Origin of the sequence: Yersinia sp. 2553 StPb PI, assembly GCF_052217105.1 — a bacterium.
Lineage (GTDB): Bacteria > Pseudomonadota > Gammaproteobacteria > Enterobacterales > Enterobacteriaceae > Yersinia > Yersinia enterocolitica_E.
Map to the genome: position 1 here is coordinate 1,813,215 of NZ_JAZGPX010000002.1, position 23,895 is coordinate 1,837,109.

Genomic DNA, 23,895 nt, shown 5'->3' on the forward strand with positions numbered 1-23,895 from the left:
AAAATTCCTGAATTATTGGTTAGTTTTCCGCGCAGCAGGGGCAATTGTGGCCGCCGTAGTGCGTGGTGGAAGGAAAAAGAGGATCAGTGCCGGAATCAGATAGATAAAGTAGACCGCAACTTCGCTGATTGTTGGTGCTTCCTGATAGCCAAACATCCCTTCAAGGAAGGTGCCGAGCAGTGAATGAGTGGAGAGCACATTCGTCAAATCGAACGCGATATCCTGAAAATGATTCCACAGACCGGCTTCATGGAAAGCTCTGATGGCTCCGGCGGCCAGGCCTGCGGCGACAAACAAGATAAACAGGCTGGTCCATTTGAAAAATTTAGCCAGATGCAACTTAACGCCGCCCCAGTAGATAGCCATCCCCACCAAAATGGCGCAGGTCAGGCCAAGTATTGCGCCAATTGGCGCGCCAATCCCGACATCCTGCTGGAAAGCCGCCAGTAAGAAGAATACCGATTCAAGCCCTTCGCGGGCCACGGCAAAAAAGACCATCGCCACCAATGCCCAGCCCTGACTGCGGCCTGAGTTGAGTGCATTATCAATTGCCCCTTCCAGATGGACTTTGACTGACTTGGATACCTTGCGCATCCAGAAAACCATATAGGTTAAAATGCAAACTGCGACCACCGCAATAATACCTTCAAACAGCTCTTGCTGTTTTTGCGGAAACTCACCCGTGGTTTCATTAATAAAGATGCCGATAGCAAGGCATAGCGCGGCTGCCGTTACCACTCCAATCCACACTGCCCCCATCCATTGACCGCGTTGAGTACGCTTAAGGTAACTGGCTATCAAGCTAACAATCAGCGCGGCTTCCAGCCCTTCACGAAACATAATTAGAAATGGGACAAACATGCTAAGCACCCCTGCGCTGGATATGGGTATAAATATGTAATTATGAGTAACGTCAAATTTCGTAAAGAAAAGTAAAACTAAGAACGATAGTGATTATCATTCTGGCAAAAAGAAATTCAAGAGGCTAAATAAGAATATTGTTAAACAAACTGTGGCAAGTTGTTTCTGCCAGGTTAAATAACAAATAAATTCATTAAGATACGTTTTTTTAGGTCGCACCGCCCTCTCAGCCTATTTATCGATATCTGGCGCAATTTTCAGCAAAAAAAAGCCTCCTGTTGTACAGGAGGCGATGTTAAGCAACAGTAAATGCTATTAATAACTGCATGTGTGCGCTATTAAATGGTTTTAAACTCCGCTTCAGCATTACGGAAACGTTCAGTAATGGTATTACTTGGCGTATTGCCCAACAAGCTCACCACCACAATGGCGATACTGGCAAATAGGAAGCCTGGTATAATTTCATACAAGCCCAACCAGGCATATTGCTTCCAGACGATAACCGTAATAGCACCGAGCAACATCCCTGCCAGTGCGCCATTGCGAGTCATTCGTGGCCAAATCACCGAGATAAGAACCACAGGACCAAATGCGGCGCCAAAACCAGCCCATGCATAGCTAACCAGACCAAGAACCCGATTATCCGGGTCCGCTGCCAGTGCGATAGCTATCAATGCCACCAGCAACACCATGGCACGGCCGACCCACACTAACTCTTTCTGGCTGGCCTTTTTACGCAGGAATGCTTTGTACAGGTCTTCCGTCAACGCACTAGAACACACCAGTAACTGGCAGCTTAAGGTACTCATGACGGCTGCCAGAATAGCGGACAGTAAAATACCGGCAATCCATGGATTGAAGAGTAATTTAGCTAACTCAATGAAAACACGTTCGCCATTTTGGCTCACATTCCCAGCTTGTTCAGGATGGTTTTCAAAGTAAGCAATACCAAAGAAGCCCACCGCGATGGTCCCTGCCAGACAGAGGATCATCCAAGTCATACTGATGCGGCGTGCACTACGAATAGTACGGTGAGAGTCTGCCGCCATAAAACGCGCCAGAATATGTGGCTGACCAAAATAACCCAATCCCCAACCGAGTAGAGAGAGGATGGCAACCAGATTCAGCCCTTTAAACATGTCGATATTCGCGGGATTTTTCGCAGCAATGACCATCATGGAAGTGTCGATACCTCCCACCGCCAGAATAACAATAATCGGGGTCAGGATCAGAGCAAAAATCATCAGCGTTGCTTGTACTGTATCCGTCCAGCTTACTGCGAGGAAACCGCCAATAAAGGTATAGGCGATGGTGGCCGCAGCACCAGCCCATAATGCGGTGCCATAGCTCATATCAAACGTACTTTCGAATAAACGCGCACCGGCAACGATTCCTGAAGCGCAATAAATAGTGAAGAAAACCAAGATAACTACCGCTGATATCACCCGCAGCAATTTACTCTTATCTTCAAAACGGCTGGTGAAATAATCAGGCAATGTCAGTGCATTGTTATTGGCTTCGGTATGAACCCGCAAACGGCCTGCGACCAACTTCCAGTTAAGATAAGCACCAATCGTTAAACCAATGGCTATCCAGCTCTCGGAAATACCCGACAGGAATATTGCCCCCGGTAATCCCATTAATAACCAGCCACTCATATCGGAAGCACCGGCAGATAATGCAGTGACCACACTGCCTAAACTTCGCCCACCCAGAATATAATCATCAAAGTTATTGGTTGCCCGGTAGGCCATGAGGCCAATTAATATCATCCCAAAAATGTAAACTAAAAAAGTCACCAACATTGGCGTATTCATGGTCATGCAACGTCTCCATAGTGCGTATTATCGTTTTAATATATCCCGCTATTTTGAGTTCTTTCCGCTCAGTGCGGTGTCATGTTTTCACTCTGGAGAGCCGGAACGTGACACTCAGTTGCACCAGAGATGAATCTCGAACTCAAATAAACTACCAGCACAACTATTCGCTGGCGAACGGCCATCTCGCGGTGGCTATCCTAGTGGAGGAGTTTCCTTACTCACAACAAATTAAACAAATTTTTTACAAAAAATTCACCCTGCATCACATTACGCCATGTTAGAGGTTACACCTTCCATTGCAAAATGAGTCATACCTAAGGTTAATCCCTCACAAAGCCTACCATTGTTAGCATTAGCCTTAGTTAAACATAATATTCGATCCCTCCTACGCCCCGCTCGATTGTTAAAAACAAGACTGAATTCACACTTCATTCACGCCGTGATTTAACACGGTTGCACAAAGTTGCAACATGCCTGATATTATCAGGAATCAAATCATAATCCCCCTTATTAAAGGAGCCGGACAGCATGGGTAGCACCACAATGGGCGTGAAACTCGATGAAGCAACACGCGACCGTATCAAGGGCGCGGCACAGCGTATTGACCGCACGCCACACTGGCTGATCAAGCAGGCCATTTTTAACTATTTGGAACGACTGGAAAGTGGCAGTGAGCTACCCGAATTGCCAACACCCCATGTGACCCCTATCGCGGAAACGGACGATATTATGCCGCAAGTCACTGAAAGCGCACATCAACCATTTTTAGATTTTGCCGAGCAAGTGCTACCACAATCAGTAACTCGTGCGGCCATCACTGCGGCCTATCGTCGTCCCGAAACTGAAGCTATACCGATGTTATTGGAGCAAGCACGTTTACCGGCCGATTTAGCGCAAGAAACCCATAAGCTGGCCTATTCCATTGCTGAAAAATTGCGTAACCAGAAGAGTGCTAATGGTCGCGCGGGTATCGTGCAAAGCTTACTGCAAGAGTTCTCCCTCTCTTCACAAGAGGGTGTAGCATTGATGTGTCTCGCGGAAGCACTACTGCGTATTCCTGATAAGCCCACTCGTGATGCACTGATCCGCGATAAAATCAGTAACGGCAACTGGCACTCTCATTTGGGGCGCAGCCCGTCGATGTTTGTCAATGCGGCGACCTGGGGGCTGCTCTTTACCGGCCATCTGGTCTCTACTCATAATGAGGCTAAGCTCTCCGGCTCCTTAAATCGTATTATCGGTAAAGGTGGTGAGCCATTGATCCGCAAAGGTGTGGATATGGCGATGCGCCTGATGGGCGAGCAATTTGTGACCGGCGAGACCATTGCCGAGGCATTGGCGAACGCCCGTAAACTGGAAGATAAAGGATTCCGTTACTCTTACGATATGTTGGGTGAGGCAGCACTGACAGAGGTAGATGCTCAGGCTTATCTGCTCTCCTATCAACAAGCAATCCATGCTATCGGCAAAGCCTCAAATGGCAGGGGAATTTATGAAGGGCCAGGTATCTCAATTAAGCTGTCCGCCCTGCACCCTCGCTATAGCCGTGCTCAATATGAACGAGTAATGGATGAGCTGTATCCACGGCTATTATCGTTGACCTTGCAAGCACGGCAGTATGATATTGGCATTAACATTGATGCAGAAGAGGCTGATCGTCTGGAAATCTCCCTCGATCTGCTGGAAAAACTCTGTTTCGAGCCAAAATTGGCAGGCTGGAATGGTATCGGTTTCGTCATTCAGGCATACCAAAAACGTTGCCCCGCCACTATTGATGCCGTGATAGATATGGCCCAGCGCAGCCGCCGCCGGCTGATGATTCGCTTAGTCAAAGGCGCATACTGGGACAGCGAGATTAAACGCGCTCAAGTTGATGGGTTAGAAGGTTATCCGGTTTATACCCGCAAGGTGTATACCGATGTCTCTTATCTGGCTTGCGCGCGTAAATTACTGGCCGTACCTAATCTGATTTATCCCCAATTTGCCACTCATAACGCGCATACCTTGTCCGCTATCTATCATCTTGCAGGGCAAAATTATTACCCCGGCCAGTATGAGTTCCAATGCCTGCATGGCATGGGGGAACCGCTATATGAACAAGTCGTCGGGAAAGTTGCCGAGGGTAAGCTTAATCGCCCATGTCGTATTTACGCTCCGGTCGGTACCCACGAAACCTTACTGGCGTATCTAGTGCGCCGCCTGCTGGAAAACGGGGCCAACACATCGTTTGTCAATCGCATTGCCGATGCCACTCTGCCATTGGATGAACTGGTCGCTGATCCTGTTAGTGCTGTAGAAGCCATCGCCGCCAGTGAAGGGCAACTTGGTTTGCCTCATCCACGTATCCCGTTACCACGCGACCTCTACGGTAAAGATAGAGCCAATTCCAGCGGATTAGATTTGGCCAACGAACACCGTTTGGCCTCGCTCTCCAGTGCTCTCCTCACCAGTGCCAGCCAGATATGGCGGGCAGAACCGATGATTGACGCAGAAAGTGATAACGGTATAGGACTTGATAACCTAATAGAGCAAGCCGTTATCAACCCGGCAGAACCCGCTGATATCGTCGGTTACGTTCGCGAAACAACGGATGCTGAAATCAGTCGTGCGCTAGATGCGGCTGGCAGCGCGGGGGCTATCTGGTTTGCAACGCCACCGGCTGAGCGTGCGGCTATTTTAGTGCGCGCCGCCGAACTGATGGAAAGTCAGATGCAAGCATTGATGGGGATACTGGTACGAGAGGCGGGTAAAACCTTCAGTAATGCCATTGCCGAAGTGCGTGAAGCTGTTGATTTCTTGCACTATTATGCTGGAATGGTACGAAACGATTTCTCCAATGATAGCCACCGCCCTCTTGGCCCTGTGGTTTGTATCAGCCCGTGGAACTTCCCGTTGGCAATATTTACCGGCCAGATTGCCGCAGCATTAGCTGCCGGTAACAGTGTCTTGGCAAAACCGGCAGAACAAACGCCACTGATTGCTGCGCAAGCTGTACGTATCTTGCTAGAGGCCGGTATTCCTCACGGCGTACTGCAACTATTACCAGGACGAGGCGACAACGTTGGGGCGACATTGGTCAATGACAACCGTGTGCGCGGCGTGATGTTTACCGGCTCAACCGAAGTCGCTGCTATTTTGCAACGCAGCATCGCAGGCCGCCTTGATCCTCAGGGCCGCCCAACGCCGCTGATTGCCGAAACCGGTGGCCTCAATGCCATGATTGTTGATTCCTCTGCATTGACGGAACAGGTGGTGACCGATGTCGTCGCATCAGCCTTTGACAGCGCGGGCCAACGTTGTTCGGCCTTGCGTATTCTTTGCATTCAGGATGATGTTGCTGAGCACACGTTGCAAATGTTGCGTGGCGCGATGGCCGAGTGCCGGATGGGTAATCCAGAACGCCTGTCTACAGATATTGGGCCGGTGATTGATGCCGAGGCCAAAGCTGGGATTGAGCGCCATATTCAGGCCATGCGCGCCAAAGGGCGTAAAGTTTACCAGGCTGCCCGCACCAACAGTCAGGACGAAACCGAGTGGCAACGCGGTACCTTTATTAAGCCAACATTAATAGAGCTGGATAGCTTTGATGAGTTGAAAAAAGAGATCTTCGGGCCGGTACTGCATGTGGTACGTTTCCAGCGTCAGAACCTTGGCGCCTTAGTCGATCAAATCAACGCATCCGGCTATGGTTTAACCTTGGGCATTCACACTCGTATTGATGAAACTATCGCCCAAGTCACTGAAAAAGCTAAGGTAGGCAACCTCTACGTTAACCGCAATATGGTTGGGGCAGTGGTTGGCGTACAACCTTTTGGTGGTGAAGGGTTGTCAGGAACCGGCCCTAAAGCGGGTGGTCCACTGTATCTGTATCGCCTGTTGTGCAGCCGCCCAGAAGATGCAGTTCTTAAGACACTGGCACATCAAAATATTGAGCAACCACAGAATATGGCTGGTCGCGAAGCATTACAAATAGCCCATCGCGCCCTAATACAATGGGCTGACAAACAACAATATGCTGAATTAGTACCTTTAGCGCAGCGCTATGGCGAACTGGCGCAAGGTGGCACCATACAGTTATTGCCTGGGCCAACCGGTGAGCGCAACAGTTATACCCTACTACCACGTGAACGTGTTCTTTGTCTGGCGGATAATGACACTGATGCTCTAATACAACTGGCAGCCGTTCTGGCAATCGGCTGCGAGATCTTATGGCCAGAACAGGGGATACAAAAGGATCTGTTACGCCAGCTACCGGCGGTAGTGCAATCCCAAATTACCCTTACCCATGACTGGCAAACCGCCAACGTACCGTTTGATGCCGTTATCTATCACGGTGATGCTGATCAATTGCGCACCTTGTGTGAGCAGATAGCGCAAATTGAGGGGCCAATTGTCTCGGTACAGGGCTTCGCCCGTGGTGAAACAAATATACTGCTGGAACGTCTGCTGATTGAGCACTCACTGAGTGTGAATACCGCCGCCGCGGGAGGAAATGCCAGCCTGATGACCATCGGCTAGCTAACTAAGCTCACTCTTTTTCGCACTTAGAGTGCCTGCACCAATAAGGTCCTTCGGGACCTTATTCTTTACGTAGACTCCGGTCGCAACTGACGGGTTATTATTCGATATGTGCCGCATTCCCCGATGTAAAACGGGTATGAAACTATTTTCCTCTGGTAGCCTCTCGCATATTTCACATCACTCTGTTGAGCCTTTCCTGGTAATTAACTCATTATAAATTCAGACAAATGACGGAACTGTATACGCCCCTAGCTTTCTTCTTAGTGAAGATCTTATGTACAACCCTTCTCAGGAGTGATAATAATATTCATGTCTGATAAAAAGATTGTCGATGAGACTCATCAAATTGCTAACCGGCGGGGTAATGGTCAATTACGCCGTGAAATATGGGCTGATCGGGCCGGTACTATCACCCGTTATAATTTAGCCTATATCAATCACCATTTATCACTGGGTGATAATGGTCGCGTAATAGGTTACGACAATGCGCATGGTTTTCACCATCGCCATTACTTAGGTGGCATTGAAGCAGTTGATTTTGTCAGCTTTGAACAGATAGAGGATTGCTTTCAGAAGGATTGGACTTCATTAAGGAGAAGTTAATGGACAAACTGGTCATCAAAACAGCAACGGAAGATGATTTTTTCAAACGAGGCAAACAACTCGCGGTTCTGGCAGATGCAGGGAAAGCCTTACCTGAAGAACACACTATTACCTTTGAAGACCCATTAGCGATGGTGCGGATATTAAGTGCTGCGCGCATTGTTCTGCTGCGGGCGGTAAAAATGCACCCTGGCTCTATCACCTCCCTTTCAACCCGTTTAAAAAGGGATCGCAGTGCCGTCACCCGCGATGTGGCTATTTTGAAAAAAGCAGGGTTGGTCACCGTCGAACAAAAAGTATTACCGGGCCATGGGCAGATGAAAGAAGTTAAAGCTACCGCGCTTCGCCTTAAGCTGGAAGCCTTTTTGTAAGATGATTTGATAAAACTGGGGGCCCAAAAGTGCCCCCTATTTCGCTGAATTTAGCTATCAGCTTCGCAGTAAATGACTCAGTGATTGTTCAGGAACTTATCAAGGAATAACCGAGTACGCTCATGCTGCGGATGGGCAAATAACTCTTTTGCTGGACCTTGCTCAACAATCCGTCCGTGATCCATAAAAATAGCCCTGTCAGCCACATCGCGGGCAAAGCTCATTTCATGCGTCACAATCACCATGGTGCGTTTTTCCTCAGCCAGTGCGCGGATAGTGTTGAGAACCTCCCCCACCAGTTCAGGATCTAACGCTGACGTCGGTTCATCAAACAGAATAACCTGTGGTTGCATCGCTAATGCTCGTGCTATGGCAACCCGCTGCTGCTGACCACCGGATAAACGGCGTGGGTAAGCATCTTCTTTCCCACTTAGCCCTACTTTTGCCAGCAGTTCACGAGCACGTTTCTCCGCAGAGGCTCGCTTTTCGCCTTTAACAATAACCGGCCCTTCAATAATATTCTCCAGCACCGAACGGTGTGGAAACAAATTGAAGCTCTGAAACACAAACCCGACCTGTTGGCGCAGTGCACGCACCTGACGTTGCTGCTTGCTGATAGGGATGCTGCCATCAATCTCAATGTCACCGACACGAATAATCCCTGAATCAGGGACCTCCAGTAGATTAATACTGCGCAATAAAGTCGTTTTACCTGATCCACTCGGCCCGATGATCGCCACCACTTCACCGCTATTTACTTCAAGTGAGATACCGTGCAGCACCTGCTGACCTTTAAACTGTTTGGTCAGTTGTTTAATGTCTATGGCACTCATGGCTACTCCTGATCCTGACGATTAACATGGGCTTCCAGCCGATTTTGTAATGCTGACAACAATGTCGCCATGACCCAATAAATCAACGAGGCCGCCAGATACATAGTGAAAACTTCCAATGTACGAGAAGTGACCAATTGCGCCTGACGGAAAAGTTCAGGAACCTGGATAGTCGCCGCCAAAGAGGTATCTTTTACCAGACCGATAAAACTGTTCCCTAGCGGAGGTAATGCGGTGCGCCCGGCTTGCGGCAATATCACCCGATAAAGTGTCTGCCAACGTGTCATACCGATACTGGCCGCAGCTTCCCACTGCCCTTTCTCAATTGACGAAATAGCAGCACGCAATGTCTCAGATGTATAAGCGGCGGTATTAAGTGATAGACCGATCAATGCAGCAGGCATCGGATCCAGTTCAATGCCGAACTGTGGCAGACCATAATAGATCATAAATAGCTGAGCTATTAATGGAGTACCACGGAAAATGGAGACATAGAAACGAGAAAGGAGTGATAACGGCAAGAAACGAGATAACCGCATCATGGCCAACATAAAACCTAATGCCAGACCAAAAAACATCCCCCCCAGACTGAGCTGGAGGGTAAACCAGGCACCTTTCAATAAAAATGGTGCTGAATCCAGCACCAATTGAATACTTTCTTGCATTATTTAGTTACGTCCGCACCAAAATATTTCTCAGAGATTTTGGCCAACGTGCCATCTTTTTGCATCTCAGTGATCGCCTGATTGATTGCCGCTAACAACTCTGGGTTGTTCTTACGCAATGCTACGCCAGACTCCTGACGAGCAAACGCCGGGCCTGCAACAGCAAGAGTACCATTGGTTTTCTTTACCAGATCCAATGCAGCTAAACGGTCAACCAAAATGGCGTCCGTACGGCCTACACGCAGATCCTGATATTTAGTTGGGTCATCATCATAGGTACGAATATCAACACCTTTCAGGTTGTCACGTAACCATTGTTCGTAGTTACTACCCAAGCCAACACCGACTTTCTTGCCTTGCAAATCTTCAGGTTTCGTGAAGTTACCTTCGTTACCTTTCTTAGTCAGCACCTGAATACCAGAAATGGTATAAGGCGTTGAGAAATCATATTTTTTCTTACGCTCTTCAGAAATGGTGACTTGGTTAATCGCCACATCAATACGCTTGGACTCCAATGAAGCCAACATGCCATCCCATTTAGTCGGGGTGATTTTGGCCTTAACGCCCATGTGTTCTGCTAATGCATTAGCAAAATCCACTTCAAACCCAGTGAGTTTCCCATCTTCACCTTGGAAACTGAACGGCGGATAAGTGCCCTCTAGCCCAACAATCAGAGTTCCTCGATCTTTGACCTGACTCAGCAAATCACCTGCAGCATAAGACTTCACATTCAAGCCTGTTGCCAGTGCGACTGCCACCATGCCCAGAACTAACCGGCGACGAACAATTGAAAAACCCATAAATACCCCGACTGTCATGTTTATTTTTTGATATTCAGCACTTTATCAGTGCTGTTAATGGAATAAAGGAATATAAACTAATAACGATAGCTATAAACGGAATAAGCAATAACTAAAGGTTACACCCGTGGATGATAAGCAAACAATGCGGGTGCACCACCGGTGTGGATAAACAGAATTGGACCCTCATCGCGAAACTTTTTCTGCGCAAGACCATCCAGTAAACCCGCCATCGCCTTGCCGGTATACACCGGATCGAGCAGTACACCTTCAAGCCTTGCCAACAGCCCAATAGCTGCCAACCCTTCATCGTTCGGCATGCCATATTGCGGGGCGAAATAATCATCCCACAAGATAATTTCTGCCTGCTCCCCAGTAATCCCCAGGGACGCAGCTAACTCTTGCTGAATATGCGCCACTTTAGGGCGTTGCTCATCGGCTTTACGCGATACGGTCACCCCAATCAACTCGGCATTAGGCAATAATTGTTGCAACCCTACTGCCAGACCTGCGTGGGTGCCCGCACTACCCGATGCCACCACCACCGAGCTAAAAGTGACATTCCCAGCCGACTGAGCCGCAATCTCTAATGCACATTGCACATAACCTAAAGCGCCTAAGGCATTAGAACCACCAACCGGCACCACATACGGCCGAAAGCCCTGAGCCTCCAGACGGGTTGCCAGCTCAGCCAATTGTTGGTTCGGGTCATGTAACCCGTCGCACATCACTACTTCTACGTTAAATAGATCCAATAGCAACCGATTGCCGTTAGTCAGATAATTTTCCTGTGCCGTGCCAATCGGGTTTTCAAGCAATGCGACACAACGCAGCCCCAATTTCGCCGCAACTGCTGCTGTTTGGCGGACATGATTAGACTGAATAGCGCCCGCGGTAACCAGCGTATCCGCGCCCTGACTTAACGCATCTGCTGCCAAAAACTCTAACTTACGCAATTTGTTCCCCCCTAATGCCAGAGGTGTTACATCATCACGTTTGATATAAATTTCACGCCCCAGATAATCGGAGAGTCGAGATAGTTTTTCCAATGGCGTCGGATTGCCGACCAGATCTAGACGCGGAAATTGCGCCAGTTTGTGTTGAAACGTCACGGATCCCCCAGGGAATTAATAAGTCAACTGTTGCCCAACGAACTTGGCGTGTAGGTAGGTACGGATAAGTCAATGTAACTAACCCCTGCGGCTGCAAGTACCAAGAGGAAATATAGATTTATCAGATGTAACACCAATAATCACTTATTTTTATTATAGATGTCGTTGACGATAGCGCAGGGGAATAACGTAATATGCGGAATAAATAGACGATACTCAGCGATTTCAAGCTATAGAGGGCGGCACTACTCAGCTTAATCAAGTCAGTCATTCGAGGGAACGAGGGTAGCTAACACCTCTACAGGGTACAGAATGAAGGGTATTAACCCGGCACGGGGAACCTTGCCGGGCGTAAAATAATGACTGAAGGGTTTCGCGTTACACTCGCGACGCTGTTAGCGAAAATACAGAGTTTTCTCAACTGCCTGAATGCACGTACCAGTCTCAGTAATTTTTTTGCCATTCCAGATACTGATCATATTTACGCAAGGCAATACGATAATTGTTATGCGCCGCATTAGGCAACTCATCAATAATGCGCTGATGCATGGTCTCACTGGCAAACTTTTCAGCCGGATAATTAGTGGCAACCAACATTTCATCCAGACGACGTAGGCGCACAACATATTCGCGAACAGTACTATGGCTCATCTCAGTTTGTTCAAATAAATATTGCTTGAACGCCATAATATCGAAATAACCGGGCGTGCTATTACAATATATTTCGCTGCAAAAACGACATAATGCAGTCAACTCATGCTGAAGCTTTGACCATACTTGATCGTCAATGGGCTGATCCATACCGGAGATAGCTTCTTTATTAATGATTTGTCCACGGAAAACCAACGCCATACGGTCAAGTTCTTTATGACAATGTGAACAATGGGTTTGGCCGTGTTTATAATCTTTTAAATAACGGCTCAGTGGCCGTTTTTTTAACTGAAGTCCTGGCATAAGAAGACCTGCATTAATAAAATAGAAACTGTGATATCACTGAGCGGAAGTGAATTAAGAGTCGTTATTCAGGCGGGCGCGTAAGCGTTTTATCGCCTGGCTATGAAGCTGGCTGACGCGGGACTCCCCGACCTCAAGCACCGCTCCGATTTCTTTCAGGTTCAGCTCTTCCTGGTAATACAACGTCAGCACCATCTTTTCGCGTTCCGGCAATGCCTCGATCGCTTCAATCACGCGTTGACGCAGATTTCCTTCCAACAAATGTTGCAATGGATTGGCATCCTCATGCCCTTCCAGCAGGGGTTCGACACTTTCACCATGCTCTTCCCGCCATTCGTCATAGGAGAAAAGCTGGCTATTGTTGGTATCCAACAAAATCTGGCGGTATTCCGCCAAATCAATATCAAGAATTTGCGCTACTTCCTGCTCAGTTGCAGGGCGCCCCACCCGTTGTTCAACCTTTTGCATGGCACTGGCAACTTCACGTGCATTACGCCGCACACTGCGTGGAGCCCAATCTCGGCTACGCAGTTCATCTAGCATGGCACCCCGTATACGCTGTACCGCATAAGTGGTAAACGCAGTCCCTTGCAAAGCGTCATAACGCTCGACAGCATTCAGCAGACCAATACCTCCAGCCTGCAACAAATCATCCAACTCCACGCTGGCCGGCAGGCGAACCTGCAAACGCAGTGCCTCATGGCGAACCAAAGGAACATAGCGTTGCCAGAGGGAATTTTTGTCCATCACGCCTTCGGCGGTATACAGATCACTCACTAGACAGGCACCTAAGGGTAAGAGAGTCGTACCATTATCCTGTCAGGTCAGCCAGACAATCGCTGGAATAGGCCTATAAAAGGGCGGCTATTTGGCTTATGCCCGTTAATTTTACTGTTAACCTATTGCAGTCATTGAAAAAACAGAGAGATAAATAGAGATGAAAACCGCTAAAAATAAGCCATTAGCGTCTGGTTTAAACTTATTCCCACTGGAAAAAGTGCTCTTTTCTCTTTCCAGTGAGTAATATAAAAACCCCGCCGCAGCGGGGTTGACATAATGTGGTCTTTCTGGCGAATTAACGCAGCAGAGACAGCACAGTTTGTGGTACTTGGTTTGCTTGTGCCAATACTGAAGTCCCTGCTTGTTGCAGGATTTGAGCACGGCTCATGTTAGAAACTTCAGTAGAGTAATCAGCATCCTGGATACGGCTACGAGCTGAAGTCAGGTTATTGATGGTGTTACCCAAGTTGGTGATAGCTGAGTCAAAACGGTTTTGTACCGCACCCAGGCCACTACGCAGCGCATCAACTTGTGCCAGCGCTTTATCAACAGTCGCCAGTTGGTTATCAGTTGATTTCTGAGATGCAGCAGCATCTTCATTGATCAGGGTGGTGTTGCCGTTAGCAGTACGTGACATGTACATTACTTTGCCACCCGCATCGGTGATTTCATCACCTTTGGCGTTAGCGGTGTATGCAGTGCCGTTAACAGTCAAAGTACTGCCAGTTTTGGTAGCACCTTGTAAATCCAGATCAGCTAAGGTTGCAGCACGGTTGGTTTCAGCAGCTTTTGTGGTTAAACCACCACCAACAACAGAGGCGAATAAAGCGCTAGAAGTTTTCACTTCAGCAGCGGTACCGGCAGGTGCAGTACTGGCTGAAGTTGTGAAATCAACACTTTTACCGTCAACTGTAGCACTGAAAACACCGTTACCATTCGCGTCAGCCGCAGTCTTAACGGTAAATTCCATGCCTTGAGCAGTGAATTTATCACCTGTTGCTTTACCAACAGACGCAGCAGCGATAGAAGTAGCTTCTGCGCCAGCGACTGCTGTAGTTGTGTAAACAGTTGATGCTGTGTTAGCAGCAGTCGCAGTGCCGGAGAATGCACCGGTACCCGCATCAATATATTGTGCTACACCAGCTTTAGTCACTGCACCGCTGTTGATATCAGTTTTATATGCAACACCGCCGACATCAAAGTTGTTAGTCCCAGTAGCTTTGAACTGAGAAGTCAGATCATCAACAGAGGCTTGTTTTGCACCATCAACGTTGAAGCCTTGCAGACCCAAACTTTTTGAGTCGATTTTTTCCAGATTGATGCTGATAGTTTCGCCATCGTTAGCGCCAACCTGAACTTTCATGCTACTGTTGCCAGCCAGAACTTTCACGCCGTTGAACTGAGTTTGGTCAGATACACGGTCGATTTCATCCAGACGTTGTTTAATTTCGTCCTGGATTGATTTCAGGTCAGAAGATGAGTTAGAACCGGTAGCAGCCTGAACACTCAACTCACGCACACGTTGCAAGTTGTTGTTGATTTCGCCCAACGCACCTTCAGTGGTTTGCGCCAGAGAGATACCGTCGTTTGCGTTACGGGAAGCCTGAGTCAGGCCTTTGATGTTAGAAGTGAAACGGTTAGCGATTGCCTGACCCGCAGCATCGTCTTTCGCACTGTTGATACGTTGACCAGAGGACAAACGCTCAATGGCGGAACCTAAAGCTGACTGGGATTTGTTCATGTTGTTCTGAGTCGTCAGAGACAGAATGTTAGTGTTAATTACCGCCATAATGTTATTCCTTAAATGCTGTTGGGTTATGGTTTGGGCTTACTGCCCACGGCTTCATCACCGTCACAACTTGTATCGGCGCTCTTTAAGGAACCTTTAGCCATTCTGTGAAATAATTTTAAATTTAGGTAAAATTATTTTTTCTCTCTTCTTTAATTATCACTCGATTCAATAGGGCAAATAGCGCCCTGTTATCCCCCGTTATTCCAGCCATCATAAATTCCATTTTATGTGTAAACTTTTCAATTCTCTGGCCGATAACCCCTGCAACGACACTTGAATATTAAGGATTAGACATGGCAAGTATCAGTTCTCTGGGTATCGGTTCAAATTTGGAGCTAGGCACTTTACTGGATAAGTTAAGTGCCGGGGAACAAACCCGCTTAACTCCGCTAACCAACCAGCAGACCAGTTATAAAGGCAAGCTTACTGCCTATGGTGTGTTACAAAGCGCCCTGGCTAAAGTCGAAACGGCATCTGCAGCACTAAAAAAAGCCGATACCCTAGCCACGACCTCTGTTAACAGCACCAATACCGCTTTTGCCGCCACTACCAGCAGTGGTGCGACAGCAGGTAATTACACGATTGAAGTGACTAATTTGGCTAAAGCGCAATCATTACTCTCTTCTGATGTGCCGAACGCCACAGATAAACTGGGTAATAGTAACGACAGCCGGACAATTACTATCACTCAACCCGGTCAAGCAAAACCACTGGAAGTAAAACTGACCAGTGAGCAGACCTCGTTGACCGGTATTCGCGATGCGATTAATAAACAAGAAGGTAGTGTCAGCGCCAGTATCATGAAAGCGGATGATGATACTTACTACCTCGCATTAACTTCCAAGGAAACAGGGACGAAGTCAGAAATGACAGTCAGTGTTTCTGGTGATGATACTTTAAACAACTTTTTGAACTACACCCCAAGCACCACCGGTGGTAGTGGCGCTTTAACGCAAAAAGTAAAAGCTGAAGATGCAACACTGACAGTAAATGGCGTATCCATTACCCGTCAAAGCAATACCATTACTGATGCACCACAAGGCGTTACACTCAGCCTGAAAGCCTTAACAAAAAAAGATGAACCTGAGCAACTGACAATTACACGTGACTCCACCGCGACCAAAGCTGCGATTCAAACATTTGTCGATGCGTATAATTCATTACAAACCACGTTTGCTTCTTTAACCAAATATACTGCGGTTGAAGCGGGTAAGGATCAATCAACCAGTAATGGCGCATTAGTTGGCGATGGCACATTGCGCAGCATCCAAACGCAATTGAAGAGCCAATTAGCCTCTGCCCAGGCCGGTGATGTGAAAACCCTGGCAGCGATGGGTATTACTCAAGATCTTGATGGAAAATTAGTCATTGATTCGAAGAAACTTGATAAAGCACTGACTGACCAGCCGAATAACGTAACAGCATTTTTTGTCGGCGATGGCAAAACCACCGGTTTCGCCACTCAGATGGATAACCTGCTAAATACCGCACTGGATTCCACCAAAGGCTCATTAAAGACAGCCACTGATGGTATTAACAAGACATTAAAATCATTAGAGAAACAGGTTACTTCAACCACTGATAGCATTAATGCCACCATTGAACGCTATAAGGCACAATTTACCCAGTTGGACAAATTGGTGAGTTCATTAACCAATACCGGTAATTTCTTAACTCAACAATTCTCTTCATAAAGGATAGAGCATGTACAGCCGATCAGGGGTTCAAGCTTACGCAAACGTAGGAGTCGAAAGTGGTGTAATGAGTGCCAGCCCTCATCAATTGATCGTGATGCTCTTCGACGGGGCGCAAAGCGCCCTGGTTCGTGCTCGCATCTTGATGAGTCAGGGAGATATTCCGGCCAAAGGTGCTGCACTGTCAAAAGCCATTAATATTATTGATAATGGGCTGAGTGCAGGACTGGATATGGAAAAAGGCGGTGAGCTGGCACAGAATTTGTCAGCTTTATATGACTATATGTCGCGGCGCTTGCTGCATGCCAATTTGCATAATGACGAACAGGCAATTAATGAAGTGTCTGCTTTGCTCGAAAATATTGCAGACGCCTGGCGGCAGATCGGCCCCAATTATCAACCTGATTAGGACCCCATTTAATGGAACGTCACCAGCACCTTTTGTCCGAATATCAACAAATCCTGACACTCAGTGAGCAAATGCTTGCATTAGCCACTGAGGGGAATTGGGATGCGCTGGTTGATCTCGAAATGACTTACCTTAAAGCGGTAGAAAGCACGGCAAATGTCACTATATCCTCATGCTCATCTCAGGTGTTGCAAGAGCTGTTACGTGAGAAATTGAGAGCTATTTTGGAAAATGAAATAGAAATTAAACGTCTATTACAGTTACGTCTCGATGCACTCAGTGAATTAGTCGGGCAATCAACCCGACAGCAAGCTGTTAATAATACTTATGGTCAATTCCCTGATCATGCATTGCTGCTGGGTGAAACACAGTAGCGGTCAGTTGCCGAAAACGATTACACCTTTTGTTGTAAAGAAATTACATGTCACTGCAATTATTAACATGCCAATTAATTTTTATTGTCATTTTTTTTAACATGGGATTATATTGACAGTAACAATCACTCATATCGAGCTGGCTATTATTCTCACCCTTAATATTTTTCGCTAAAATAGCCAGTTGCTGTAAATTTTCTATTAAAATGAGTTGCTACTCTGCCACTCAAAGCGTAAAGATATTCTCAGGCTAAAATTGTGAAATGAATATCGATGGAACGTACAATTAATTTTTGCCCCGGTGTGGGTAGCTCGGCACATGTTATTCAACACACAGAGCTACTACTCACCTCCGTCTATATTGAGCATCCATTGCTCATTATGGTTAACCGTGGGTACAAAATCATTCGCTGGGATAATCAGGAATGTATTATACAAGCCGGTGAAATAGTCGCAGTGAGTAGTGGTCAAACAGTTGATGTAATTAATGGCTTATCTGACGACGGACTATTTTTTAGCCACCAACTTCGCTGTGATCCCCGTTTGATTGCTACCTTTGCCAATCATCCAGCATCCGCTGGTCTTGGGTATGTTCCAGGCGTTATGCCGGTACGTAATTTAGCACCTGAATTCATCAATACATTCGGCAATACGTTTAAAGCAATATCTGACATTGGTGATATTCCGCCAACTATCGTCAGACACCGCATGCTTGAATTGTTACTTTGGTTGGCTCAGCGTGGCGTTAAATTTATATTAAATGAAAGTGATTCGTTAAGTGAGAGAGTGCGCCGTTGTTTGGCGACAGATCCATACAAAATATGGTCGGCATCAGAAGTTGCAGACCATATGGCGATGAGCGAAGTTGTATTACGCCGAAAATTAGCTGCCGAAAAAATACTATTACGTGACTTAATGATTGATGTCCGCATGACCAGTGCATTGCGTTTATTGCAAGGTACTGATTGGCCAATATCATTAATAGCCAGCCAAGTGGGTTACGAGAGTGCATCACGTTTTGCTGAACGTTTTCGCAAACGTTTTGGCTTTGCCCCTACCGCCATCCGTGGGCACCATCGCTTACATCCGACAGATAATGATCCACCCCCTGACAACTATCATCGCTATTTAGGTCTGCATGCGTCTGATTTAGGGCCAATATGAGCCTATTGAGGTGATACTTTTAATAATTTCCGATATGGCCTGTTTAATGCCGGTCAGTAAATTCGCTGCATCCCATTCGACTCATCAAGTCCTTTTAACCGCCTAAAAATCGGGCTGCTAAATACTGCTTTTAGATATTCTGCACGTTAAAACATTTTTTTTCTGACTGTGATTGGTTTTTTCATCCAACAATTCCGATACAATATAAAACAAAGCTTTTACAATCATGCAATTACATACAACCTACTGAAAGATAGGGGAATATGCTGATTATGTCAGTACATTCTATGATTATAAGTAATTAAATAATAAACTTCCGGGATGGCTATGATGCTAAGTAATCTATTCGGGCTAAAAAACCGCTATCCTTTGCATATCCAGATTGCCGCTCTCTTCACCTTGTTGATCGTCTCAATAGGTACCGTCATTATTATTTTTGGTCATAGCCAACTGACTAAATTGACTGAAATCAGCACCAATCGGCAGTATCAAAAAACCGGAGAGGCGATTGCCGCTGAATTGGATGCCGTAACACGACCAATGATAATGTCGGTTAATATTCTTGCCAGTATGCAAATCACAGAACTATCGACCCTTGAACAACGAATGGCCTTTGTCGATAAATTTATTGAAATTCTGAAGCAGAATAGTTATGCCAGTGCCGTGTATAGCGCCTATGCTAATGGTGATTTTTTTATGCTGCGGCGTTTAACGGAAGCTAACCGTACATTATTCCATGCCCCTGAAGATGCCGAATGGATGGTTCAAAGTAATCGTTTTCTTGATAGTTTACCGGAGAAACGTTTTATTTATCTTAATAAGCAGCAGCGAGTGATTGCTGTTATGCCGCGTGAAAATGATAACTACGATCCACGGCGGCGGGATTGGTTTATTCTGGCCGCCGCAAGTCCTATGCTGATAACCTCTCCTATTTATATTTTTAAAGGCACCGGAGAAGTCGGTTTTACTTATAGCCGTCAAGCTGAGAATAAACAGACAATCATTGGATTGGACGTTTCCCTGGCTTCACTTTCGCAATTTTTAATAAAACAAAATCTACCGCCAGGTAGCCAGGCCATTATTATTAATTCCCATGGTGAAGTTATCGCTAGCCTGCCAAAACCTAAAGATAAGGCGGCAGATAACACCAATGCAGACCGGCAAATCCCTGTATTGCAAGTTTTGCTCAATAGTCAAAAGAATAGTCAGACAGCTAGCAACTCACCGGTAAACAATGCTAATCGTAGTATCATGTTTGAAGCACAAAATCAGCGCTGGTTCGGCTCAGTTGTTGAGATTAATAGCAACGGCAATGCCTATCAGTTGATTATTGCGACACCCGCCAGCTATCTGACAGCCGATGCAAATTCTATTCGTAATCACTCAACCTTTATTGCATTTATTCTGTTAATGCTCAGCTTGCCGTTAGTTTGGTATTTCTCCAGAAGAATATCCAAACCCCTTATTCGTCTACGCCAGGACGCGGATTCCATCAGCAATCTCCATTTCGAAGAGCGCGAATTAGAACGCTCTGTGATTGAGGAAGTTGACGAACTCCACAAATCAATGTCAAAAATGAAATCAACACTGAAGCAGTTTATTTCGATGGGAAATATGCTGACAGCAGAAAGTAATTTCTTCCGGCAGATGCAAGGGCTATTAAGTGAAACCACAGAAATTGCTGCCATGACCGGAGGGATTATTTTTCTGTCAGATAAAGATGAGGGAACCTTCACACCAACGGCATTTCGCTGGAATGGTGAAAATATCCCGGTAGCAGAAATGTCCTCATTACAAATTAAAGAAGACAATCTCACGACTTTCCTGCCGGTACTCGAAGGGAAAACCATTGTAGGAACGCTCAATAAAGATAATATCTTTAGCCAATTACATGACTTCCTACAACCTTATTTGCCCCTCCGCTTTGTTGCCGTACCGATGAAGACCCATGATAACCAATTGCTCGGATTCCTACTGTTATTTAACCCTTATGAGCTAAATGCTGAGCGTGAACGCTCAAAAATTCAATTAGTTAATGCCCTGGTGGGCAGTTTATCAGTTTCAGTAGAAACACAGCGATTATTGCAAGAACAAAAAAACCTGCTCAACGCATTTATTGAGCTTATTGCCGGAGCTATCGATGCCAAAAGTGCCTATACCGGTGGGCATTGTCAGCGTGTACCTGAAATAACTAAAATGCTCGCCCGTGCCGCAGTCAATATTAAAGAGGGGCCTTTCGCCAACTTTACGTTATCAGAGAATGAGTGGGAAGAGTTACATACAGCCTGCTGGTTACATGACTGTGGCAAGATTACCACGCCGGAATTTGTAGTCGATAAATCAACAAAACTGGAGCTAATTTATGATCGCATCCATGAAATACGCATGCGGTTTGAAGTCTTAAAACGTGAGAAAGAAATCGCCTTCTTACGCCAATATGGTGCGATGAGCGCCAGTGAAGCTGAGCAACAGTTGTTAGCTGAGGAATTACGCCAATTAGATGAAGATTTTTACTTTATTGCCAACTGCAATGTGGGTGGCGAGTATATGTCTGACGAAGCTATCGCGCGTATCCAGCAAATTGCCGCTTACCATTGGACTCGCACATTAGATGATAATGCAGGTATCGCCCAAGAAGAGCGAGTGCGTAAAGCCAGACAACCCGCCGCTCCACTGCCGGTACAGGAGCCGATGCTGGCGGATAAAGATGAACATATTATTTTCCGTGATAATAAAAATAAACGCCCGGAATATTTTGATTTCAAAGTACAAGAACCGAGGTTCCTCTATAACCGTGGCGAAATTTATAACCTCAGTATTCGCCGTGGCACCCTGACAGACGAGGATCGTTATAAAATAAACGAACACATCATGCAGACCATCGTGATGTTAAATAAACTCCCCTTCCCACGAACCATGGCAAATGTCCCAGTGATTGCGGGTGGGCATCATGAACGTATGGACGGTAAAGGGTATCCTTATCAGCTCACCTATAAACAGATGAGTATTCCGGTGAGGATGATGGCCATAGCTGACGTATTTGAGGCTCTGACGGCTGCCGATCGACCTTATAAACCAGGGAAGTTGTTGTCTGAAGCCCTCAATATCATGGTCAACATGGTGAATGAGAATCATCTGGACCGGGAACTGTTTATTTTGTTCCTGCAATCGGGTATCTGGCACGAATATGCCGTTGCTTATCTACAAGCAGATAAAATTGATCCAATTGATATTCCTGTATTATTGCAAAAAATTGGCCACCAGAATATCTCATTGGCAAAGACAGGATAACGACAAGGCGTGTTATTTTCCTGAGTGGTGAGTGTTATTTTTACTCCATTCACCGCTCTCATTTTTACGATAGCTTTGTTTTACCGCACTCCAGGCGACTTTATGGGCAGTCTCTTCATGCGAGTCATGTCCGCGTAGTTCATCACTGTCCTGATATTGATCCCATGCACTGTTAAATGCCGCACGATATATATCTTGCGCATGGGCGGGGAGAACACTCCTCACTGAGTCTGGTAGTAATTCATTAGATTTATAAGGCATAACCCATTCTTTTTTCAGCTAATTACCAATACATAAACATATAACTTACAGCAATAAATAAAATAACAATCCCGATTATATAACCTACCTTTGTCGGAAAAGCTTTCTCACCCGTTTTCGATGAGGGATCACTGTTTGTCTTTCTATTTTCTTCACTCATTATCTAATCCTCATTATACTAATAGGTGATATGTACCTAAATGAAGCATTCTTTTTTAAATAGATGAATAATAAATATAGCAGTGATAGTGGTCAGATAATTCTCAATTGTAAAAAAACATCAGCAACAAACAGAGTGTGCAGCAGCTAGAATTAGCGCTATGATTTTTAACTTTCTACTTATATATTTTATTACTTAGATAACAGGGGGCTGTCGGGCATGTTCTATCATTACGGTGAAACAGAAATTAACCATCTCAAACGGCGTGATAAAAAGATGGCCGCAGCCATCGAACGGCTGGGGATGATAACTCGCCCGCTATCCCCTGATTTATTTGCTGCATTGATCAGAAATATCGTTGACCAACAAATTTCGGTCAAGGCGGCACTAACGGTCAACTCACGGTTGGTCGCATTGCTCGGGGTCGTGACGCCAATAACTGTCGCAACTGCAACGGTAGAGGCTATTCAAGGGTGTGGTATGACGATGAGGAAAGCGGGATACATTAAAGGTGCTGCAGATGCTGCACTTAATGGCACGCTGGATTTATCTGCTATTTCTCTGCTGCCCGATAACGACGTTATTGCACAGCTATCAAACCTCAACGGTGTTGGCATCTGGACCGCAGAAATGTTATTGATCTCCTCACTTGCACGACCCGATGTCGTCAGTTGGGGAGATTTAGCGATCCGGCGCGGCATGATGAATCTATATGGCCATAAAACGCTGCCACGAGAACGCTTTGAGCGTTACCGCCGCCGTTACACACCCTATGGAACAACGGCATCCCTCTATCTATGGGCACTGTCACATGAGACGGTATAAGTAGCCTCACACCCCCATATTCATCACATCTTGATAAGCCGCAACTAACTTATTACGAACTTGAATGCCCAGTTGTAAAGATACTGATGATTTTTGCATATCTACCATCACATCATTCAGGCCAACACCGGGCACACCCAATTCAAAATTCTGTGCCTGAGTGCGGGCATGCTGTTGGTTTTCACTGATTTTGCCGATGGCCGCTTTCAACTCACTGGCGAAACCGGCTTCTGCTGGCAACATCTTTGCCGAACCGGATGCCTGCAATGCAGTGACCTGCAACTGCTGTAAAACCCCTTCAATACCTTGAACAGACATGCTCATCCTCAAACGATGTAATGGGTCAAATAACAACATGGAAAGTGAGTCCGTAAATGCAGTTATTCACCATTCGCCACGTGTCACTATTTTCAGGATGACACCCTAACACATCATTTTTGGACTAAAGCCGCTAATTAGACACAAAAATACCGGCTTATTGAGCCATCGAATTCATCACTTACAGCAAATAATGGCATGCCCATAAAAGGGGAGATCAGCTATTGATGCTTTATCGCTCACAGCACTTGGGAGTCTGTTTTGTTTCGACACATTAGTTACATAAA

At 46.2% G+C, this 23,895-nt stretch carries 21 protein-coding genes; 9 read left to right on the top strand and 12 right to left on the bottom strand.

What is annotated here, in order from left to right:
* Positions 1 to 12: 12 nt before the first annotated feature.
* Both efeU and putP read right to left on the bottom strand, forming a co-directional pair.
* Positions 13 to 861: an iron uptake transporter permease EfeU gene (efeU, locus tag V2A84_RS09750; protein ID WP_372569044.1), complete on the bottom strand. Its 849-nt coding sequence runs from the start codon at positions 859 to 861 to the stop codon at positions 13 to 15.
* Positions 862 to 1,199: 338 nt separating this feature from the next.
* Positions 1,200 to 2,684, bottom strand: a complete 1,485-nt coding sequence (gene putP, locus V2A84_RS09755; protein ID WP_083159131.1) for a sodium/proline symporter PutP — start codon at positions 2,682 to 2,684, stop codon at positions 1,200 to 1,202.
* Between the two features lie 525 nt (positions 2,685 to 3,209).
* Here putP and putA point away from each other — a divergent pair.
* From putA to V2A84_RS09770, 3 genes are all read left to right on the top strand, one after another.
* Positions 3,210 to 7,199, top strand: coding sequence for a trifunctional transcriptional regulator/proline dehydrogenase/L-glutamate gamma-semialdehyde dehydrogenase (putA, locus tag V2A84_RS09760; protein WP_420073312.1), 3,990 nt, complete (start codon positions 3,210 to 3,212; stop codon positions 7,197 to 7,199).
* A 312-nt stretch (positions 7,200 to 7,511) separates the two neighbouring features.
* On the top strand, positions 7,512 to 7,805 hold the full coding sequence (locus tag V2A84_RS09765; RefSeq protein ID WP_442848773.1) for a toxin-antitoxin system TumE family protein: 294 nt from the start codon (positions 7,512 to 7,514) through the stop codon (positions 7,803 to 7,805).
* A complete protein-coding gene (locus tag V2A84_RS09770; protein ID WP_420073313.1) occupies positions 7,805 to 8,176 on the top strand; it encodes an HVO_A0114 family putative DNA-binding protein in 372 nt (123 codons plus the stop codon). Before V2A84_RS09765 ends, V2A84_RS09770 begins: the two co-directional genes overlap by 1 nt.
* 77 nt (positions 8,177 to 8,253) lie before the next feature.
* Here the strand turns inward: V2A84_RS09770 and tcyN are convergent, their stop codons facing one another.
* The 7 genes from tcyN to V2A84_RS09805 form a co-directional block, all read right to left on the bottom strand.
* Positions 8,254 to 9,009, bottom strand: a complete 756-nt coding sequence (tcyN, locus tag V2A84_RS09775) for an L-cystine ABC transporter ATP-binding protein TcyN (protein ID WP_005189402.1) — start codon at positions 9,007 to 9,009, stop codon at positions 8,254 to 8,256.
* Between the two features lie 2 nt (positions 9,010 to 9,011).
* Complete coding sequence (tcyL, locus tag V2A84_RS09780; RefSeq protein WP_083159136.1) at positions 9,012 to 9,674, bottom strand: cystine ABC transporter permease; 663 nt, start codon at positions 9,672 to 9,674, stop codon at positions 9,012 to 9,014.
* Positions 9,674 to 10,474 carry a cystine ABC transporter substrate-binding protein gene (tcyJ, locus tag V2A84_RS09785; RefSeq protein ID WP_083159137.1) on the bottom strand — a complete coding sequence of 267 codons (801 nt, stop codon included), beginning with the start codon at positions 10,472 to 10,474 and terminating at the stop codon, positions 9,674 to 9,676. Before tcyJ ends, tcyL begins: the two co-directional genes overlap by 1 nt.
* Before the next feature lie 119 nt (positions 10,475 to 10,593).
* Complete coding sequence (locus tag V2A84_RS09790; protein ID WP_083159138.1) at positions 10,594 to 11,586, bottom strand: D-cysteine desulfhydrase; 993 nt, start codon at positions 11,584 to 11,586, stop codon at positions 10,594 to 10,596.
* Between the two features lie 444 nt (positions 11,587 to 12,030).
* On the bottom strand, positions 12,031 to 12,540 hold the full coding sequence (gene fliZ / locus V2A84_RS09795) for a flagella biosynthesis regulatory protein FliZ (protein WP_005189397.1): 510 nt from the start codon (positions 12,538 to 12,540) through the stop codon (positions 12,031 to 12,033).
* Positions 12,541 to 12,594: 54 nt separating this feature from the next.
* A complete protein-coding gene (locus V2A84_RS09800; RefSeq protein WP_005189394.1) occupies positions 12,595 to 13,317 on the bottom strand; it encodes an RNA polymerase sigma factor FliA in 723 nt (240 codons plus the stop codon).
* Between the two features lie 298 nt (positions 13,318 to 13,615).
* Positions 13,616 to 15,112, bottom strand: coding sequence for a flagellin N-terminal helical domain-containing protein (locus V2A84_RS09805; RefSeq protein ID WP_133155043.1), 1,497 nt, complete (start codon positions 15,110 to 15,112; stop codon positions 13,616 to 13,618).
* A gap of 293 nt (positions 15,113 to 15,405) precedes the next feature.
* On the opposite strand from V2A84_RS09805, the gene fliD reads away from it, so the two are divergent.
* From fliD to V2A84_RS09830, 5 genes are all read left to right on the top strand, one after another.
* Positions 15,406 to 16,806, top strand: a complete 1,401-nt coding sequence (gene fliD, locus V2A84_RS09810; protein ID WP_083159141.1) for a flagellar filament capping protein FliD — start codon at positions 15,406 to 15,408, stop codon at positions 16,804 to 16,806.
* Between the two features lie 10 nt (positions 16,807 to 16,816).
* A complete protein-coding gene (gene fliS, locus V2A84_RS09815; RefSeq protein ID WP_050084339.1) occupies positions 16,817 to 17,215 on the top strand; it encodes a flagellar export chaperone FliS in 399 nt (132 codons plus the stop codon).
* An 11-nt stretch (positions 17,216 to 17,226) separates the two neighbouring features.
* Positions 17,227 to 17,589: a flagella biosynthesis regulatory protein FliT gene (gene fliT, locus V2A84_RS09820; protein WP_050084340.1), complete on the top strand. Its 363-nt coding sequence runs from the start codon at positions 17,227 to 17,229 to the stop codon at positions 17,587 to 17,589.
* 273 nt (positions 17,590 to 17,862) lie between these two features.
* The gene (locus tag V2A84_RS09825; RefSeq protein WP_083159142.1) at positions 17,863 to 18,753 is read left to right on the top strand and encodes a helix-turn-helix transcriptional regulator; all 891 of its coding nucleotides are present in this window, start codon (positions 17,863 to 17,865) and stop codon (positions 18,751 to 18,753) included.
* A 330-nt stretch (positions 18,754 to 19,083) separates the two neighbouring features.
* Positions 19,084 to 22,044, top strand: coding sequence for an HD domain-containing phosphohydrolase (locus tag V2A84_RS09830; RefSeq protein WP_420073384.1), 2,961 nt, complete (start codon positions 19,084 to 19,086; stop codon positions 22,042 to 22,044).
* Positions 22,045 to 22,056: 12 nt separating this feature from the next.
* On the opposite strand, the gene V2A84_RS09835 is transcribed toward V2A84_RS09830, so the two are convergent.
* Together V2A84_RS09835 and V2A84_RS09840 are read right to left on the bottom strand one after the other, a co-directional pair.
* Positions 22,057 to 22,305 carry a ChaB family protein gene (locus V2A84_RS09835; RefSeq protein WP_442848774.1) on the bottom strand — a complete coding sequence of 83 codons (249 nt, stop codon included), beginning with the start codon at positions 22,303 to 22,305 and terminating at the stop codon, positions 22,057 to 22,059.
* Positions 22,306 to 22,327: 22 nt separating this feature from the next.
* Complete coding sequence (locus tag V2A84_RS09840; protein WP_372569024.1) at positions 22,328 to 22,465, bottom strand: hypothetical protein; 138 nt, start codon at positions 22,463 to 22,465, stop codon at positions 22,328 to 22,330.
* A 219-nt stretch (positions 22,466 to 22,684) separates the two neighbouring features.
* Between V2A84_RS09840 and V2A84_RS09845 the strand changes: the two genes are divergently transcribed.
* Positions 22,685 to 23,290 (top strand): DNA-3-methyladenine glycosylase family protein, encoded by a 606-nt coding sequence (locus tag V2A84_RS09845; RefSeq protein WP_083159144.1) that lies wholly within the window; start codon positions 22,685 to 22,687, stop codon positions 23,288 to 23,290.
* 6 nt (positions 23,291 to 23,296) lie between these two features.
* Here the strand turns inward: V2A84_RS09845 and fliE are convergent, their stop codons facing one another.
* Complete coding sequence (gene fliE, locus V2A84_RS09850) at positions 23,297 to 23,608, bottom strand: flagellar hook-basal body complex protein FliE (RefSeq protein WP_005189374.1); 312 nt, start codon at positions 23,606 to 23,608, stop codon at positions 23,297 to 23,299.
* Positions 23,609 to 23,895: the final 287 nt, after the last annotated feature.